This is a genomic window from Maribacter aestuarii, from assembly GCF_027474845.2.
Taxonomy (GTDB): Bacteria; Bacteroidota; Bacteroidia; order Flavobacteriales; family Flavobacteriaceae; genus Maribacter; species Maribacter aestuarii.
In genome coordinates this window covers 3,678,971-3,695,271 of sequence record NZ_CP107031.2, presented here as the reverse complement: position 1 = coordinate 3,695,271, position 16,301 = coordinate 3,678,971, and the positions used below count along the sequence as shown (strand labels likewise).

Annotated in this window: 13 protein-coding genes and 2 pseudogenes; 1 reads left to right on the top strand and 14 read right to left on the bottom strand. The window is 39.5% G+C overall.

Features of this window, described 5'->3' with window-relative positions; all coding sequences use genetic code 11:
- Positions 1 to 4 precede the first annotated feature (4 nt).
- From N8A89_RS16840 to N8A89_RS16790, 11 genes and pseudogenes are all read right to left on the bottom strand, one after another.
- Positions 5 to 847 carry a DUF2490 domain-containing protein gene (locus N8A89_RS16840; protein ID WP_281540238.1) on the bottom strand — a complete coding sequence of 281 codons (843 nt, stop codon included), beginning with the start codon at positions 845 to 847 and terminating at the stop codon, positions 5 to 7.
- Positions 834 to 1,022: a hypothetical protein gene (locus N8A89_RS16835; protein ID WP_281540237.1), complete on the bottom strand. Its 189-nt coding sequence runs from the start codon at positions 1,020 to 1,022 to the stop codon at positions 834 to 836. The genes N8A89_RS16840 and N8A89_RS16835 overlap by 14 nt, the downstream gene beginning before the upstream one ends.
- A gap of 8 nt (positions 1,023 to 1,030) precedes the next feature.
- Positions 1,031 to 2,752, bottom strand: a complete 1,722-nt coding sequence (locus N8A89_RS16830) for a hypothetical protein (RefSeq protein WP_289644634.1) — start codon at positions 2,750 to 2,752, stop codon at positions 1,031 to 1,033.
- A 140-nt stretch (positions 2,753 to 2,892) separates the two neighbouring features.
- Positions 2,893 to 3,447: a DUF4251 domain-containing protein gene (locus tag N8A89_RS16825; RefSeq protein WP_281543273.1), complete on the bottom strand. Its 555-nt coding sequence runs from the start codon at positions 3,445 to 3,447 to the stop codon at positions 2,893 to 2,895.
- Positions 3,448 to 3,618: 171 nt separating this feature from the next.
- Positions 3,619 to 5,322 (bottom strand): adenylate/guanylate cyclase domain-containing protein, encoded by a 1,704-nt coding sequence (locus tag N8A89_RS16820; RefSeq protein ID WP_281543272.1) that lies wholly within the window; start codon positions 5,320 to 5,322, stop codon positions 3,619 to 3,621.
- A gap of 62 nt (positions 5,323 to 5,384) precedes the next feature.
- On the bottom strand, positions 5,385 to 6,317 hold the full coding sequence (locus N8A89_RS16815) for an RICIN domain-containing protein (RefSeq protein ID WP_281543271.1): 933 nt from the start codon (positions 6,315 to 6,317) through the stop codon (positions 5,385 to 5,387).
- Between the two features lie 153 nt (positions 6,318 to 6,470).
- Entirely contained in the window at positions 6,471 to 7,661 is a 1,191-nt protein-coding gene (locus tag N8A89_RS16810; protein ID WP_281543270.1) for a PQQ-dependent sugar dehydrogenase, read from the bottom strand.
- Positions 7,662 to 7,678: 17 nt separating this feature from the next.
- Positions 7,679 to 8,575 (bottom strand): sugar phosphate isomerase/epimerase family protein, encoded by an 897-nt coding sequence (locus tag N8A89_RS16805; protein WP_281543269.1) that lies wholly within the window; start codon positions 8,573 to 8,575, stop codon positions 7,679 to 7,681.
- Positions 8,576 to 8,631: 56 nt separating this feature from the next.
- Positions 8,632 to 9,891 (bottom strand): NAD(P)/FAD-dependent oxidoreductase, encoded by a 1,260-nt coding sequence (locus tag N8A89_RS16800; RefSeq protein ID WP_281543268.1) that lies wholly within the window; start codon positions 9,889 to 9,891, stop codon positions 8,632 to 8,634.
- A gap of 38 nt (positions 9,892 to 9,929) precedes the next feature.
- Positions 9,930 to 11,567 carry an N-acyl-D-amino-acid deacylase family protein gene (locus tag N8A89_RS16795; RefSeq protein ID WP_281543267.1) on the bottom strand — a complete coding sequence of 546 codons (1,638 nt, stop codon included), beginning with the start codon at positions 11,565 to 11,567 and terminating at the stop codon, positions 9,930 to 9,932.
- 205 nt (positions 11,568 to 11,772) lie between these two features.
- Positions 11,773 to 13,325, bottom strand: a pseudogene (locus N8A89_RS16790) (DEAD/DEAH box helicase).
- Between the two features lie 128 nt (positions 13,326 to 13,453).
- Between N8A89_RS16790 and N8A89_RS16785 the strand changes: the two are divergent.
- Entirely contained in the window at positions 13,454 to 14,044 is a 591-nt protein-coding gene (locus tag N8A89_RS16785) for a pseudouridine synthase (protein WP_281543266.1), read from the top strand.
- Between the two features lie 9 nt (positions 14,045 to 14,053).
- Here the strand turns inward: N8A89_RS16785 and N8A89_RS16780 are convergent, their stop codons facing one another.
- The 3 genes and pseudogenes from N8A89_RS16780 to N8A89_RS16770 all read right to left on the bottom strand — a co-directional run bounded on the left by N8A89_RS16780 (position 14,054) and on the right by N8A89_RS16770 (position 16,278).
- Complete coding sequence (locus N8A89_RS16780; protein WP_281543265.1) at positions 14,054 to 14,758, bottom strand: hypothetical protein; 705 nt, start codon at positions 14,756 to 14,758, stop codon at positions 14,054 to 14,056.
- 112 nt (positions 14,759 to 14,870) lie between these two features.
- On the bottom strand, positions 14,871 to 15,797 hold the full coding sequence (locus tag N8A89_RS16775) for an EamA family transporter (RefSeq protein ID WP_281543264.1): 927 nt from the start codon (positions 15,795 to 15,797) through the stop codon (positions 14,871 to 14,873).
- Positions 15,798 to 15,820: 23 nt separating this feature from the next.
- Positions 15,821 to 16,278: pseudogene (locus N8A89_RS16770) on the bottom strand (cold-shock protein).
- Positions 16,279 to 16,301: the final 23 nt, after the last annotated feature.

Sequence of the window (16,301 nt, the reverse complement as noted above, 5' to 3'; positions counted from 1 at the left end):
TAGCCTAGTCGTCCAAATGAATGGCGGGTAATTTATTCCTAACCTTTCTAAAGTCCGGTGAGAAATAAACATGAAAGCGTAAGGTGAAATTTTGATTGTATATACCAGCGTTATCCAAAGTCTGTCCAAAGGAATACATACCACCTACAGCTATGGATAAGCGTGGCGTTAATATGTAGCCCAAGGTAGCGGTTAACCGTAAGTCCTCCATAGCACTGCCCACTACTTCTTTACCACTTTGCATGATCAATTCGGCCTCAGGGGAAACATAGAGTGTCTTAGGTTCCAGTTTGTGACTGTTCAAGGGTACTTTTGCCCTGAACATATATCGCCACCTATTTCTATAAATGTAATCACTGTTCTCGGCAAAGCCCTGTGTCCATCTGTGTTCTATCCTGATACGGTGATAAATCATGGCCGAATACACAGGCTGGGCAAATTGATACTGATGCCAAATACGCCATTCAGGAACCAGATTTCTATCCACGGAGGATTCATCCGTATTAAAATTGAGTCGTAATACACCCCCTAAGCTAAAATTTACTTTTTTAGAATAAATGTACCCTATGGCATGGCGGTTATATAACTGAGCTACTTGACCAACATAAGGCGTGCTAGCTGACTCTTGAAATCGAAAGTGGGTCTGTGCATCCCAGAACAATCGCTTTGAAATGCGAATATTACCATAAGTATTGATCCAAACCTTGGTTTTTGTATCCTTAAATTTAGACTCCTCCGGTAACACCTCACCATTTTGGCCCCTTGCAAGGAGCACGGAAAAAACTGCAAGCATAATAAATGACCACATCCAATTCTTAGGCAGTTGTTCTACGCTACTCTTCTTCAATATTCGTCATTTGCAGGTTGAACAATTCCTTTATAACCAGAGGGTCCTCCACCCTCTTGAGCTTACGCTCTAATTTTTTTGTCTCCTCCGTCCTCAATGCCAACATCCGAACATGGGTGCTTTTAAATAAATGAACCAGTTCCTGCGCATTATCACAACTTAAATCATTAGACACGCTACGTACTAAATAAGGAAGCCAAACCTTTTGATAGGCGTTTGTAATTCTTTTTTTACATCCTCTTTCATGAGATTGGCCATAAATGGGTTCCAAATCTCATCCTGATATGTGGTAATAATTTCATCTTTCTGACCAGGCAAGGCTAGAACAGCCTTTTCTAATTCTTCAAGGTGCATGAAACAATCGACTAAAATTCTCCCCAAAGCTAACTTCGCTTCAGGGTCCTTTAGGTTAGAATAACTACTCAAATTTGTGTCCGCAACGGATTTTATATTTTTTAAGGCATCTAAAAGATCCTTGGGTAATTGTGTATTAACGGAATCTAGGAGCGCATTAAGACTTTTAATCTGAGCAATCATTTGCTCCTCTAAAGCAATAAATTCTTGTTGACGCCTTTCTAAAAGTAGTTTGGCGTTCAAAATCTTTGTGATCGAATCCAAGCTTTGTACGGTATACTCAGCTATCATATTCGTACTTGATAAACTCACTTCTTCCAATTCAGCCGACGCTGCATCTATCGCTTTGAGATGAATGTCCGATGGAAAACCATTTGGCCAAATTTTTGACATTAGTCTTTTTCTGGACACATAAGGTAGAATAGCTTTTTTTTCATAGCTCACCAATTCTCCGATGGGTTCAACAAGTTTTACGCGGATAGAGTCTATTGCATTGTAAAGTATATTAGCCTCATTATCCGATAATTTGAGAATGTTCAGTTGGGTATCCTCCAAAAAAGAACGGCTAATTTTCTCGGCTTGGGCATGATTGACCTTTAAGGACGACAGCAGTTCACGCTCTAAAGAATCTAGTGGAAAGTAAGGAACTTGTACTTTAAATTCTGGAAGGAATTTAGATTTTCCAAGGGTTGATAAAATCGAATCGATTTCTTGATAATAAGATGCGTTCTCTCCTAAAAGTTTTGAAATGGCACTACTGGATATGTCTTCTTCTGTTTTTTGTTGAAGTGCTAACAGTGCTATAAAACGTTTATCCAAATTGATGATCTTGGCGCTCGACAAAGTGTATGGATAAATTGAAATCCTTTGGGATTCGCCTTCCTTTCCTCTTCTTATTTCAGTTAAACGGCCATTGGTGAAATACCAACTTTCTACCGCGCCAATATCATTTTTTGAGTACAAGGTCCATTCGTCATGAGCCAATCCGTCCCTTAAAAATCGACCAACTAAGGTAGACTCCCCATCCTCGATTTGAAAACTTTTCTGTGGAATGCCTTTGTCAAACTCGATATTACTCTTAAAGAGGGTCTTTTCTATTTCAGAGTCTTCTATTTTGTTTTTGACGATGGTCCAATTACCATCAGGTTTTCCGTTAACCATGGAACCGTTTGATTCTTGTTGGATTCCGCTTACGTTAATTTTATATTGATAACCTTCCACTCGTGTTAGACTATCGGATTTGAATTGCCCAAATTGAAATCGCCAATCCCCGGTAGGGTAGTCATTTCTAAAATTCCCGGAAAATGAGAAAGTACTATCTTTTTTTTCTAAGAGTGCTCCAAGATTGGAACGCTCCATTCGAAAAGGACCGTTTAGGACAGTATCGCCATCCACCACCTTATAGTAGTACATTGCATTACCTTCATAGGAACCGACTTTAAGACCTCCATTGTAAACTAAGTCTTCCTGACCTAACACACTAACCGTACTCCATAGTGCGAAAAAAAGAGTCAAAAGTACGGACCCATCATATTTTAGGATATGAATCATTCGGCAAAAAAACTAAATAATATCTAGATGAAAGAAAGATTCATTAAAAAATAACTTTTGCTCATTAGATGAGTGAATTGAGCAAGTTAATTCCTTTGTACATAACTTTATGATGTTAGATTTTATTATAAGAGTTTACTTTATTCTTCTCTAAGTTCTTTAATTTTACCCTCGTAACGAATGCTAAATCGTTGGGAGCTATTGACATTGATATAACTGTTCAAATTGGGCAAAACCACCATGTTCACCCTATAGTCTTCCGTGCCTTGCTCGGCAGAGAATGATAGTTCATATCTATTCTTTTCATCGTTATATTCAATCTTTAAATCGTCTGGAGCCGTCTCAAAGTTAATTCCCGAATCCCGGGTGTTATAGCCTCCGCCCATTTGACGCTCTCCGTAATATGGGAGATTTGCGCTAATGGTATCCCCTTTCATCTTTAGAAAGCTTGAAAACCCCATTAAATTAATACGACCGGCAGTGGAACCTATCGGCGCTAAGGCATTAAAAACATTTTGAAGACTAACTGTAGTAAATGGCAAGGCCCAATTTACTTCAATTTCAAAATTTTTGCTTTCAATAATATGGGATAATTTTTCCTTTTGCTCACCTTGCGAACTTAATTTTGAAGAAGAAGCACAACTGAACAATAACCCTACAATCAGTATGCCTAGTATGTAATTTTGGAACTTCATGTATTCTCTTTTTACCATTTATACAGCAAAAATAATACCATGTTGTTACATGGATTTGTAGCATGATATTGACCACAAATTCTTTTAAAAGTCCCTTTTCGCCTTTAACTTGGTGAAACTTGCTGAAAAGCTTGATAAATTTAATCCGAAATTGATACGGCCAAATAGGTTTTAAGGAAGTACGAAGTACATTTTCATATTACCCCTGTTCTTTACCGGAATTTCACCGCGGTATTCACAAGCATATTTGTCTTTAACGAGTTGGTAGGTATTTTCACTAATATTAATTTTTCCGGGTTCGGACATGGACTCCATACGCGAAGCAACATTTACCGCGTCTCCCCAAATATCATAGGCAAATTTCTTGGTACCCACTACCCCGGCCACTACAGGACCGGTATTGATACCAATACGGATATCAAAAGAGAGTTCACTCGTAGCTATATCTTTTTTAGTAGTTTCCACAAAGTCCGCTATTTCAAAAGCGGCTTTTACCATCCGGTCCGGATGGTCTTGGGTATCGCCATGCAAGCCACCCACGCACATATAGGCATCTCCAATGGTCTTTATCTTTTCCAAACCATATTTCTCCATAATTGCATCGAATTTGGAAAAGTAGTGGTCTACGGTTTCTACCAAAGCCTCCGGCGACAGTTTTTCCGAATAACTGGTAAAGCCCTTGAAATCTGTAAATAATACGGTTACCGCATCGTATTGTTTGGCTTTAACCTTCCCATTAACCTTTAATTCTTTGGCGGTATCTTCGGGCAAGATATTGAGCAATAGTTTCTCCGATTTTTTCTTCTCTTTAGAAATGGCCCAATAAAACCATAAAGAGGCCAATAAGAGCAGACCAATGAATCCCAAAATTATTAGTTGGTTTCTTTTTTGCGTTTCCAATAAATCAACTTCTATTTGCTTCTGGGAAACCTCAAAATTGGTACGTTGATCGGCCAATTGCTGCACCGTTTCCAAGTTCAAAAGGCTATCTCGGTAGGTAATATGATCTTTATAATGTTTGTAGGATAGCGGCATATCTCCTACACTTTCGTATAGTGAAGCCAACTTTTCATTGGCATCGGCAAGTTGTTCTTTCAAGCCGTATTGCTTTGCAAGATTTAGGCTTCTTTTTGTATAGGTAATAGCGGTTTCATGTTCCTTTTTTTCCACATAAATATCCGCCATGGCCATCAGATACACACTAATAGGATAATAATCTTGTGACTCTTCCAAAATACGAATAGCTTCATTGATATTACTTTCAGCTAAATCCTTTTTACCGGTGTTGGCGTAGACCATTCCTATATTACCAAGGTTATAGGCTTTTCCTGTTGCATAATCGACTTGTTCAAAAAGAGCTCCAGATTCTTTAAAATAGGTTAAGGCCGAATCATAGTTTTTATTAGTAAGAAGTGCATCACCTGCATTTAAAAGAAACGTAGCCCATGGAATAGTATCCTTTGCTTTACTAAGGATTGAAATCGCCTTTTTGTAATAAGTCATAGCATTCACATGATTGTCGGAAATAGTATAAACATCCGCAATCGCTCCATAAGCTGCACCCTCTAATGTTCTATTGCCATCAATTCGAGCTACTTCTGCGCTCTTAAAATAAGCGGTAATTGCTTCGTCTAAATAACCTATTGATTGACTTGCGTTGCCTTTTTGTAGATAACCTTGAGCTAAATATGCGTTATTACCACTTTTTACTGATAAGCTTATTAGCTCCTCGGCAAATTTTAAGCTAAGTTTTGAATCATTAACCTCATTGAAAGCAAGATCGGTGAGAAGATCTAATTTCTCCTCTCCTACTAGGATGTTAGCGTCATAAATAGACTTAAGGCTATCTGCTTTTCTTTGGTCTTGACCTATCAAAAAACAAGTCAGTAGATTGAAAAAGCCTATGAAGTAATAAAATCTCTTATTAAAAAACATTCTTATTGCGTGGCTTTCACCCTCATCCTTGGATCGACCGAATAGGATTTTGAAGGTCCAGCATTAAATCCGCCTTTAGGCGAGATGGTAAAATTAACCGTATAGTATTCGTTATCCCCCTCATCGGGTCCTATCGCTGTCCATGATACAGCTGCTGTAACAAAACCATTGCCTTTTGTTAAACCTGAAGTAAATACATCCCCTGTTCCAGTTCCAATATCATATGCTATAGCATCGATAGAAACATCATATGCATTATTCCTGCCAGATTTTGTAGATGCAGTCCATTTTACAATACTTCCAGGATTTACGAAGGACTCGAAGGAAGTTTGATTACCCGTTTCCTTTCTCCCATTATTATCATCTGAAAATACAAGATAAGCATCTGCTTGTGCCACAGATAGAGGTCCTTCTTGTAGAGCATAGACACTAGGGCAGTCTATTTGAAGATTTACAGTTACCGGTTTAGAATTTGACGTGACTTCTTGCCAAAGAAAATTAGAGGGCAAGTTATTTAAATCTGTTAAAGTACCCTGGCAAGCAGGGGTTCCATTATTATTACCACCATTATCAATATTCAAATATTGGTTCGTGCTTTTTACTTTGATCAAAGACCAACCAGGATTATTTGGTGCTGCTATAATTTGCCATAAAAAATTGTCTGGTGCGCTGTTCTTGTTAACTAAGGTGTTTTGTCCAACCGTTGCTCCGTTCGTTAGTGCATTATTTAGCACGTTTAAATAAAGGCCACTACTTTTTACTTGTAATAAGGACCATCCTGGATTACCAGGGGCGTTTGTCATTTCCCAAAGAAAATTCTCTGTTGTGGGTAATACGCCTTGACAAGCGTACCTGCCCTCTTCGCTAGTTACTTGAAAAATATTCAAAAATTGACCGCTGCTTTTTACTTGTAATTTTAAATTCGAATTTGCCATAGTGTTTGGTTTCAGTTTGGTTAATTATTACGATTTAATGTAGTTGAATTCGAATAAAAATATAAGACGTTTAGGACGAATGACAATAAATTATGTCCGAAAGAGGCTTTTTATTTATCGAATGTAATTTTCAACCAGTATTAGAGGTGTTATTTAATTACTAGCCAAGGCTGGGTCTCGGTAGCTCACCCGATAAATTGCGTCGCCGTAATCATCGGAAACGAGCATGGAACCATCCTCCAAAAACAATATATCCACAGGTCTTCCAAACTGCTCCTGGGATTCATCATCTAACCATCCGTCCAAAAAGGTTTCGTAGGCTACCGCTTTACTGTCCTCCAATTTTACCATGGCTAACCTATATCCCACTTTTTTACTACGGTTCCAAGAACCATGTTCGGCAATAAATGCGTAATCTTTATATTTCTCCGGAAACATCGTTCCAGTATAAAACTTCACACCAAGTGGGGCAACGTGAGCTCCCAACGCCTGTACCGGAGGCACAAAGTCTGAACACGGGCGCTGGTCACCAAATTCAGGGTCTTTTACTACCCCACCGTGGCAAAAGGGGTATCCAAAGTGTTGTCCCGGTTCCGTAACTCTATTCAGCTCACAAGGGGGAATATCGTCACCCAACATATCGCGTCCGTTATCCGTAAACCACATCTCTTTGGTTTCGGGATGCCATGTAAAACCTACGCTGTTTCGAACACCTTTAGCATAGATTTCACGATTCCTACCATCTGGGTCCATTCTAGTGATCGTTGCATAGCGTTCATCTACTACGGTAGAGTCACATATATTACAGGGCGCACCGACAGGCACATATAATTTATCATCCGGACCAAAGGCAATATACTTCCAACCATGATGAAATTCCGTCGGGTAATCATCATAAACTATCTTGGGTTCTGAAAGGCTGTCCAATTCAGATTCTATATTATCATAGCGGAGTAATCTTCCTACTTCGGCCACGTACAAACTACCGTTCCTAAACGCTATACCATTGGGAACTTCTAAGGTAGTATCCAATACAATTACCCTATCTGCTTTGTAATCTTTATCACGGTCCTGAATGGCATACACCGTATTTTCGTTCCGCGTACCTACGAAGAGTGTACCGTCATCTCCCATGGCCATGGAACGGGCACCATCTATACTATCGGCATACACCTCTATTTTAAAACCTTCCGGAAGGTTCAATCTTTCAATAGGCAATGTAGACGCTGGTTCATCGTACTGAACTAGAGCTTCAGGTTTGTCCGATTTTTCTGTTTTCTCCTTGCAACCTGTAACAAAAATGGTCAGGACTATAAAGAAATGGATTTTGTGAATTGATGTCATAATCTTCATAAGTTAATTTATAGATATTTTTGTAAATAAGCTTTAAAATAGTTTGCACTATCGGTAATACTTTGGATGGAATTAACTGCAAAATTACCACCCTGTTCCAAATAATAATATTCCAATCCAGATTTATCCAGTTTTGGGAGCATGGTCGCATAATCGATAGACCCGTTCCCTAATTCGGAATAATTCCGGGTCACTTTATCCATATCCTTTATATGCCACATGACAAACCGCTCTGGCTGTTTGGCAATCAAATCCGCAGGACTCAATTTTGACGAATGTACGGCCCAATAAAGGTCTAATTGTAACTTAACAAGTTCTGGGTCGGTTTGTGACATAATTATATCGTAACCTGTCTGTCCGTTATAATCCACGAACTCAAAGTCATGATTATGGTAAGCAAAACCAAGACCTGCGGCTGTAACCTTCTCCCCTATTTTATTCAGTAATTCCGGTAGCTTTTTAAAAGTTTCTAGATTTCGGAATTCGGGAGCCATCCATGGCCAGGTAATATAGCTGTGATTTAGTGCTGTGGCTCCTTTGATGCAAGCGTCAATGTATTTATCCAGTTCCGCTTCACCGGAATTCATATAATCCGAGAATCCGTAATGGCAACTGGACGAACTTAATCCTAAATCGTCCAATAGCAACTTAAAATCCTTTGCGCTATGGCCATAATAGCTTACCGAATCCGGATTGAACCCGTAGAGTTCCAAATCTTCATAGCCCAAGGATTGTACTGTCTTAAGACTACCGATAAGATCATTTTCCATGGTATCGCGAATGGTAAAGGCTTGGAGCCCCATTTTATAGGACTTTTCATTGTTCATCGGAAAAATTGTAGTCGGTAGTAACAAGGCAGTAATGGCTGTACCGGTTTGTTTAGCAAATGTTCTTCTGCTTATCATAACATGGTGGATAGAAGTCTTGTTTTACCTTTTCAAATATAAACTTAATATCAGTATTATTTATTTATGACGTTACCGTTAATGACATCGATTATCCCTAAAGCCGCCTTTTCACCACTTAACATAGCAGCATTTAGCGAACCGTTCAGGAGATAGTCCCCCGCTAAGAATACGGTATCGGTTAATCGCGTTTCGGAGGGGCTAATATCTCCCGCAACGCTTTCCAGTTTCGGAAGTGCTTTATTTATATAATACGTTTTAAGATATTTCAACTCTTTTATAGCACATTCTTCGTCCAGCTCTTTTTTTACTTGGGTAATAAGTTCCGATTCCGATAAATTATGGGATTTTATCACTGTGACCGATAATAGTTCATCGGGTCCAGACTTTTCCGTAGGTAGAGTTTTGTGGAAGAAGATGTTATTTATAAGCGATTTCTCGTTCGGGACCAACCCGATTAAGGGTCTGTTGTCCTCATTCCTTGGTACTGTAAAATAGAGTGTCTGACATGATTTCCAATTCACCTCTTGATTGCGCATATTTTTCAAAAAATCCGAACTCTCCGTCGCCAGAATAATATAGTCTGCATGTTTAGTCGTTCCGTCTGTAAAGTTGAGTTTTCCGTCTTCACAGTTCTTCAAGGTCGCATTGAAGTGAATTTTGGTTCTTTTTAATTTTGACGCCAGCTGATTTGGAATGGCACCAATCCCTGCTGTAGGTAATGTGGCGTGACCTGTTCCGAACATTTTGTAAACAAACTCGAACATTCTTGAGGAGGTCTCCAATTTCGTCTCAAGAAATATTCCAGTGAAAAAAGGTTTGAAAAAATCGGTAATTATTTCGGTGCTAAATCCCCTATTTCTCAAATATTCCAAAGTTGATATCTCTGGTTCATCAAAAATATCTGATATGGACTTTTTCTTTAATTCTGTATTCAATTTGAGTATGTGGAACTTATCCGAGAGGATACCAATGCCTGAAGTGAGCGTAGGAATTAGTAAGGAAAGATTTCGTAACGGATCACCAATGACTTTTTTATTCCCATTTTTAAAAATGCAGGCACCAGGTAGAAATTTTGCTAGGTCAAGGGCTTCATAGTCTAAATATTTCTGCGCCATAGGGTACGTATCCAACAAAACCTGAAATCCATGGTCCAGTTGATACCCGTCCATTATATCTGTCTTTACCCTACCTCCAACGCGCTCTGTTTTCTCGTATAGTAAAGGGGAAAAACCATGATTCTCTAACACTAGGGCAGCGACCAAACCACTTACCCCACCACCTATGATGGCAATCTTTTCTTTTTCATTGTTCATAGGTTAAAAATAGTACAATGGAACAATGCAGAAAAATATCAATTTGTTTTATATCCCGGCCCCTTTACAAATCTTCCAGCATGGGCGCCTGTATGTTCGCCATTGTCTAAAACTTGAATACCATTGACAAAAACGTGCTGCACTCCCTCGGCATATTGATGTGGGTCTGTGAAAGTTGCTTTATCGGTTACCGTATTCGGTTCAAACACAACGATATCTGCAAAATTACCCACTGTAAGCGACCCCCGTTTTTTAAGTTTTAGATTGGAAGCCGGTAGCGAGGTTAGCTTACGTATTCCTTCTTGTAATGTAATAACGCCCTCATCCCTGGCAAATTTACCTAATACCCTAATGAACGAACCATAACCCCGTGGATGAGTGCTTTGCTCGATGAATACTCCCTCATTGGTATACGAACCTGCATCGGAACAAAAGCTTACCCATGGTATGGCTACCTTTTTAGCGATGTTTTCTTCAGACATGGAGAAGTAAACCACCTGTACTCTGCTTTGATCTTTAGTGATTAAATCAACAACGGTCTCTTCGTTGGTCATTCCCCATTCTTTTGCCAGTTCTGGGATGTATTTCCCTGTGTACTTCCACAAGGAATCCATCTTGAATCCAACCAACATAATAGTTTCCGGAGCATTCCGGAATTCTAGTTCTTCTATGGCTTTTGACCTGTTTTCCGGAACGGCCAAACGCTTTAACATTGCGTCGATTCCACCTTCTCGGGCCCAATCCGGTAATTGGACATGAAGCCCTGTGGAACTTGCGTTGTAGGTATAGATGTCGGCGGTAATTACGAGGCCTGCGTTTCGTGCGGAATCTATTTTTGCAATGGCCAAATCCATCTTAGGCCAATTCTTCTTTTGGGAAGCTTTTAAGTGATATACTTCCGAGGGAAGATCTGCCTCTTTTGAAATACGGATAAGTTCATCAATACTTTCCAAGAGCTTATCTCCCTCGTTTCTAATATGTGAAATATACATGCCGTTATAATCACTAGCAACCTTGGATAATTCAATCAACTCTTCGGTATCCGCATACATACTGGGTGCATAGAGTAGTGAACTGGATAATCCTACCGCTCCTTCTTCCATGGCTACCGCAGCCAGATTCTTCATTTCTTGTAACTCCTCTTTGGTAGCGGGTCTATTTTCATATCCAATCACGTACTGCCTTAGAGTACCGTTTCCCACAAAGGAAGCTACATTGGTAGATATACCTTTATCTTCTAAATGCTGAAGGTATTCCCCTAAGGTGGTCCAAGAAACGTCAAAAGTAATGTCACCTTGGTCATTTTGCATTTCTTCTTTCATAGAGGCATTCAAAGGCCCCATAGACCTTCCCTCCCCGAGAACTTCTAGGGTTACACCTTGTCGGATATCACTTTGTGAGCGTCCATCTTCAAGCAGCGAAACATTCGCCCAACTCAGCATATTAATAAACCCAGGAGCGACAGCTTTACCGGCTACATCAATATCATTTCTTCCATGTAGGGTTTTAGGCTCCCCTATCTTTGCAATAGTATCGCCATTAATGGCTATGTCGCCTAAATACGGTTCTTGTCCGGAACCATCATAGATGACGGCATTTGTCAATACAATATCATAATCGGGTTGTTCTTGACAACAAAAGAATAGTAACGTGAGTAGTAAAAGGAAGTGCTTCATATTTCTGGTTTTTTAGAAAGTTGGCTTTGATAAGAGTGAGCAATCACTTTCCTATAAAAATAGCAAAAGAATAAAGGACTAAGAAGTTCTAGTAGCGCATTTCCTTTTTTAAAAACACGGTCAAGTAGCGCACACGTATATTAAAGGCCAGATGAATAAGAAGACTTAACTCCTAGGAGCGCTTAATCTATGTTTTGAATTAAAATCAATCCTCCGGCGGATACCCATGGATATCTTCAAAAACGCTATCAAAATTCTCCCTTAGGTAGGCGTTTAATTTTTTTGATAGTCCAGTTTAAGCCAGCTAAGAAAGTTATGGGTGCTCTTACTAATGCATTTGCCATAGACCATAATCCTATTGTCTATATCCTCTTTAAGGAGTTTTGCCAAGGCAATGGCATCATAAACATCTTCGCTATTTTCAATACAAATATGGGCATGTTGCTCTATGGACCTTTCCAATACTACTTTGGAGGATTCTCCGGCAAAAGTAGCCTGCTCATAGGTCTCTTTAATATCAAAATAGGTTTCCTTTGATTTTGAAAATTCTGCACGTACTTCATCGGAAAGATCGTGGATAAAATCACCCTCAATATCCTCATCGTCCCTAATACGGTCCATGTAAAAGTTGGGTGACTTGAAAATGGCCTGCCAGTCCAAATCTGATCCCCAAGGACCAAAACGGTACATGTTGTTTCCTAAATCAATTACCGTAAAGCTTGATTTGTTGTTTAAAACCCGTGACCCCCTACCGATCATTTGATAATAAAGCGTCAAGGATTTGGTAGCCCTGTTTAGGATAATACTTTCAATGGTTGGTTCATCAAAGCCAGTTGTTAAAATACTTACCGAGGTCAAAATTGCATCAGGAGTTTCTTTGAACCATCTTAGTATCTGTTTTCGCTGTTTCTTGGTTGCGGTGTTGTCCAAGTGCATTACGGGCAATCCAGCGGCTTGAAATGTATGGTAAACCTGGATGGACGTTTCAATTCCGTTATTGAAAATAAGCGTCTTTTTTCCGGCGGAATGTTTCGTATAAGCCTCTAAAAGCTTATTCAACATAGCAGGACTGGTATAGAGGTCAGAGGATGATTTAACCGTATAATCCCCATTGGAACCTACTTCAAGTGAAGTAAGGGCCATATCATATTGATATACTTCTGCCCTTGCCAAAAAGTCGTTTTCGATAAGGTTTTGGATAGATTCGCCCGCTATCAGCTCATCATAATTATCGTTCATGGGTAAGTCCTTGTTAGAACTTAGCGGAGTAGCGGTTACTCCTAGTATAAAGGAATTTTCAAAAAACTTGAAGAGTTTGGTGAAGGAATTGTAATGCGCCTCATCAATGATAACCAACCCAACATCCGAGATGTCCAATTTGTCATCATTCAACCTATTGTTCAATGTCTCTACCATGGCCACAAAGCAAACATATTGCTCCTGGTCATCTAGATTGGCCTTGCTATTTACTACTTTGTTGACCACGCCAAAACTCGTAAGCATCTCAGAGGTCTGGTTGCAAAGCTCTACCCTATGGGTCATTACCAATACTTTTTTGGAGTGATTCTTTAGGTACTGGCGAACAAGTTCCGAGAAAATAACGGTTTTACCGCCCCCAGTGGGTAGTTGGTAAAGCAAATGATAATCATCCCTTTCGTTATCAAATTTCTCAAATACTTGTTGAATGGCACCTTGCTGGTAAGTGTAAAGTTCTTTGTCCGTTTTACGGTCCTGTACTTCAAATATGGTCTCTTGCATGAAATCTTTTTCTGGAGCCTGTAAAGGTACGGCGTTCAGGAGGTTAATGCTAATGAAAGAGTCAAAAAGACATCTTTCCCGTTCAAAAAGCTGATGTTTGCCAATATACACCCTAATTTTGTCCAATTATGGACACACATCAGCATTATAAATTGCACAAGCCTTTTGGAGTACTAAGTCAATTTACCTCTGGGGAAGAACGGCAAATTAAAAAGAAGCGATTTCTAACTGAGTTGGGTGAATTTCCCAAGGGTACTATGCCGATAGGACGCCTTGATGAGAAATCGGAAGGGCTACTATTGCTTACGACTGATGGAAAAATAAGTGACAAAATTAATAACTCCGGCATAGAAAAGGAATACTGGGTACAATTGGATGGTCAAATAACCCAAGATGCGATAACTAGAATGGAAAAAGGAGTGGTAATAGGGATTCATGGTAAAGCCTATACAACCAAAACTTGTAAAATTCGGCTTTTAAAGAATTCACCGTTAGTTTCACCACCCGATAATAAGCTTAGAATAGGTAGACATCGTGAAAATTCATGGATAAGCATGACGATAACCGAGGGTAAGTTCCGGCAAGTCCGTAAAATGACGGCCGCTGTCGGTTTTCCAACACTACGCTTAATTCGGGTGCGTATCGGCGACATTCACCTGGAACAATTAGCCGTGGGAAATACCCAACCGGTTGACCTAAATCTGATTAAGTTTCCATAAACTTAATTTCTATAGGTGTACGCCAAAAGTAAAACTGGCCGTTGCATGCTTAAAGCTAAAGCTGTTTTCCGGTAATTCTCTCCCATTTTCAAAGGCGTTGGCGGTGAAAGGACCAAACTTATTGGGAAGGGCATAGATATAGTCACAGTTTAATAGTCCGTAGGTTCTATTGCTACTCCAAAGTTGCAAGCCTATTCCAGCCAAAAGCCCTATGGAAATTTTGGTTTCCTTAGCCTTACTTCTTTCAAAGGAATCGGGGTCGCTATCCGTAGTATTCAGAAGGACACTAGGTCCAATTCTTAAATCCCACACCTCTCGTTGGTAAGAATAGAAAACCGCCCCATAAACCGTTTCAAACTCAAATGCAATAGACCCTTGAGTGCTACTATAACCCGCAATGCGTCCAAGGTCTGAAAAACCAAGTTGTATGTTTATACGTTTATCCGATTTAACTTCCCAAGTATATGTAAGGGCCAAACTACCTCCAGACTTGGTTTTTACCGGATAATCTATAGGTCCAAAAAAGAACACACTTACATTTTGCGCATCGAAACCCTGTTCTACAAGATATTTGGACATAGGTCCTACCGGACCGGCAAACGTAAATCCCATACTGAGCGATATGTTAGAAGTAAAGTCGTTTTGCTGGCCATTTAGTTGAAGTATCATTAACAAGACAAAGCCGCTTAGGTAATTCTGAATTTTTCGTTTCATTTTGAAAAGTTTTTGGTTATTGAATGAATCGAAAATAGCGTCACCTTTAAAACTGTGCGTCCGATATTATCCATATTGCAAGAATCCGGATAAATGCGAATTTGAAAAAACGCTATTGCTTTGAAGCAAACCTTGAAAACAAGGTCAATTTTTTCTTAGTGTTTATGAAGTAGACACCGGTAAGAAGTATGACGGCCGCAATGACGGATTGTGTCGTAATCTGTTCATTTAAAAAATACCATCCTAAAAGCATGGCTATAATGGGGTTTACATAGGAGGACGTTGCCACTTTTTCTGGTGAAACGACACGCAATAGGTAATTAAAAGCGGTGAATGCAACAATACTTCCAAACAGTACCAGTAAAATCATGGACCATTGAACTCGACCACTCCATGTTAGTGGAGATGTCCAATTTTCTCCTAAAACGATACTGATTAAAAGTAATAGTACACCCCCTGTAAGCATTTGATAGCCTGTATTCACGAAATAGTTGGGAGGAAGTTCCGCTTTGCCAACGAATAAACTACCATAAGCCCAACTAAGCATACAGGCGAAAATGAGAAACATTCCCAATAACGCACCTTCTTGGGTAATAATCTGTTTTTGACTGACCAACAAGTAAATGCCTATGATCCCCAAAGCAACGCCCACCAATGACATTGCTTGTATTTTTTTACCCTGTAGGATGCGCATTAAAATTAAAACGACCAAAGGCTGTGCAGAAATTTCTAAGGCGGCAAAACCACTATCCACAAATTTTAAGGCCCAAACCACCACCCCATTTCCAAAGGTGAGAAACAGAAATCCTGCAATGATGGTATTTAAAAACTGTTTTCTATTAATTTTAAGCGATAGCCCTAGGATTTTAGCAATAAGGAAGATTAGACCTCCTGCGATAACAAATCGAATACCCGCTAACATAAAAGCAGGTAGTTCCGTTACAGCAATTTTATTTAATAGATAGGTGGAGCCCCAAATGACATATATGGCGAAAAAGGCCAAGATAATTAGGCCAGTATTGGGTTTAACTACGGACATAAATCCATTAGGAAGTAGACAAATTAAATTTTCTTGACGCGAACGGCGTTCATGCCCTTCATGCCCCTTTCGAGTTCATAGGAAACCTTATCGTTCTCAATAATCTCGTCAATTAATCCACTCACATGAACAAAGTACTTTTCGTTATTCTCGGCATCTATAATAAAACCGAAACCTTTTGAGCTGTCAAAGAAGGATACTTTTCCGTTTCTTACGGGATCAAATTCTTCAACGTCACCCTCTTCTTTCTTAGGTATACCCAAAACAATATCCTCGGCCTCAATTTCAACCTTCATGGAAGGATCTGGTGGTGTATCCACCAAGTTGCCGTTGTAGTCCACATAGGCCAGCGGAATACCGGAATTTCCACTTTCCTTTGCTTCAGCCTTTCGGGCAAGCATTTTCTTTCTCTTGTCCTCCCGTTTCTTTTTACGTTTTTTTCTTTCTCCGTTTTGTTAAATGTCTGTTGCGATTTTGCCATTCGTTAATTTAAATGAATTTTCA

Excerpts from the sequence above, each read along its gene's own strand:
- N8A89_RS16830 (WP_289644634.1), bottom strand. The coding sequence starts at position 2,752 with ATGATTCATATCCTAAAATATGATGGGTCCGTACTTTTGACTCTTTTT.
- N8A89_RS16825 (WP_281543273.1), bottom strand. The coding sequence starts at position 3,447 with ATGAAGTTCCAAAATTACATACTAGGCATACTGATTGTAGGGTTATTG.
- N8A89_RS16815 (WP_281543271.1), bottom strand. The coding sequence starts at position 6,317 with ATGGCAAATTCGAATTTAAAATTACAAGTAAAAAGCAGCGGTCAATTT.
- N8A89_RS16810 (WP_281543270.1), bottom strand. The coding sequence starts at position 7,661 with ATGACATCAATTCACAAAATCCATTTCTTTATAGTCCTGACCATTTTT.
- N8A89_RS16805 (WP_281543269.1), bottom strand. The coding sequence starts at position 8,575 with ATGATAAGCAGAAGAACATTTGCTAAACAAACCGGTACAGCCATTACT.
- N8A89_RS16800 (WP_281543268.1), bottom strand. The coding sequence starts at position 9,891 with ATGAACAATGAAAAAGAAAAGATTGCCATCATAGGTGGTGGGGTAAGT.
- N8A89_RS16795 (WP_281543267.1), bottom strand. The coding sequence starts at position 11,567 with ATGAAGCACTTCCTTTTACTACTCACGTTACTATTCTTTTGTTGTCAA.
- N8A89_RS16785 (WP_281543266.1), top strand. The coding sequence starts at position 13,454 with ATGGACACACATCAGCATTATAAATTGCACAAGCCTTTTGGAGTACTA.
- N8A89_RS16780 (WP_281543265.1), bottom strand. The coding sequence starts at position 14,758 with ATGAAACGAAAAATTCAGAATTACCTAAGCGGCTTTGTCTTGTTAATG.
- N8A89_RS16775 (WP_281543264.1), bottom strand. The coding sequence starts at position 15,797 with ATGTCCGTAGTTAAACCCAATACTGGCCTAATTATCTTGGCCTTTTTC.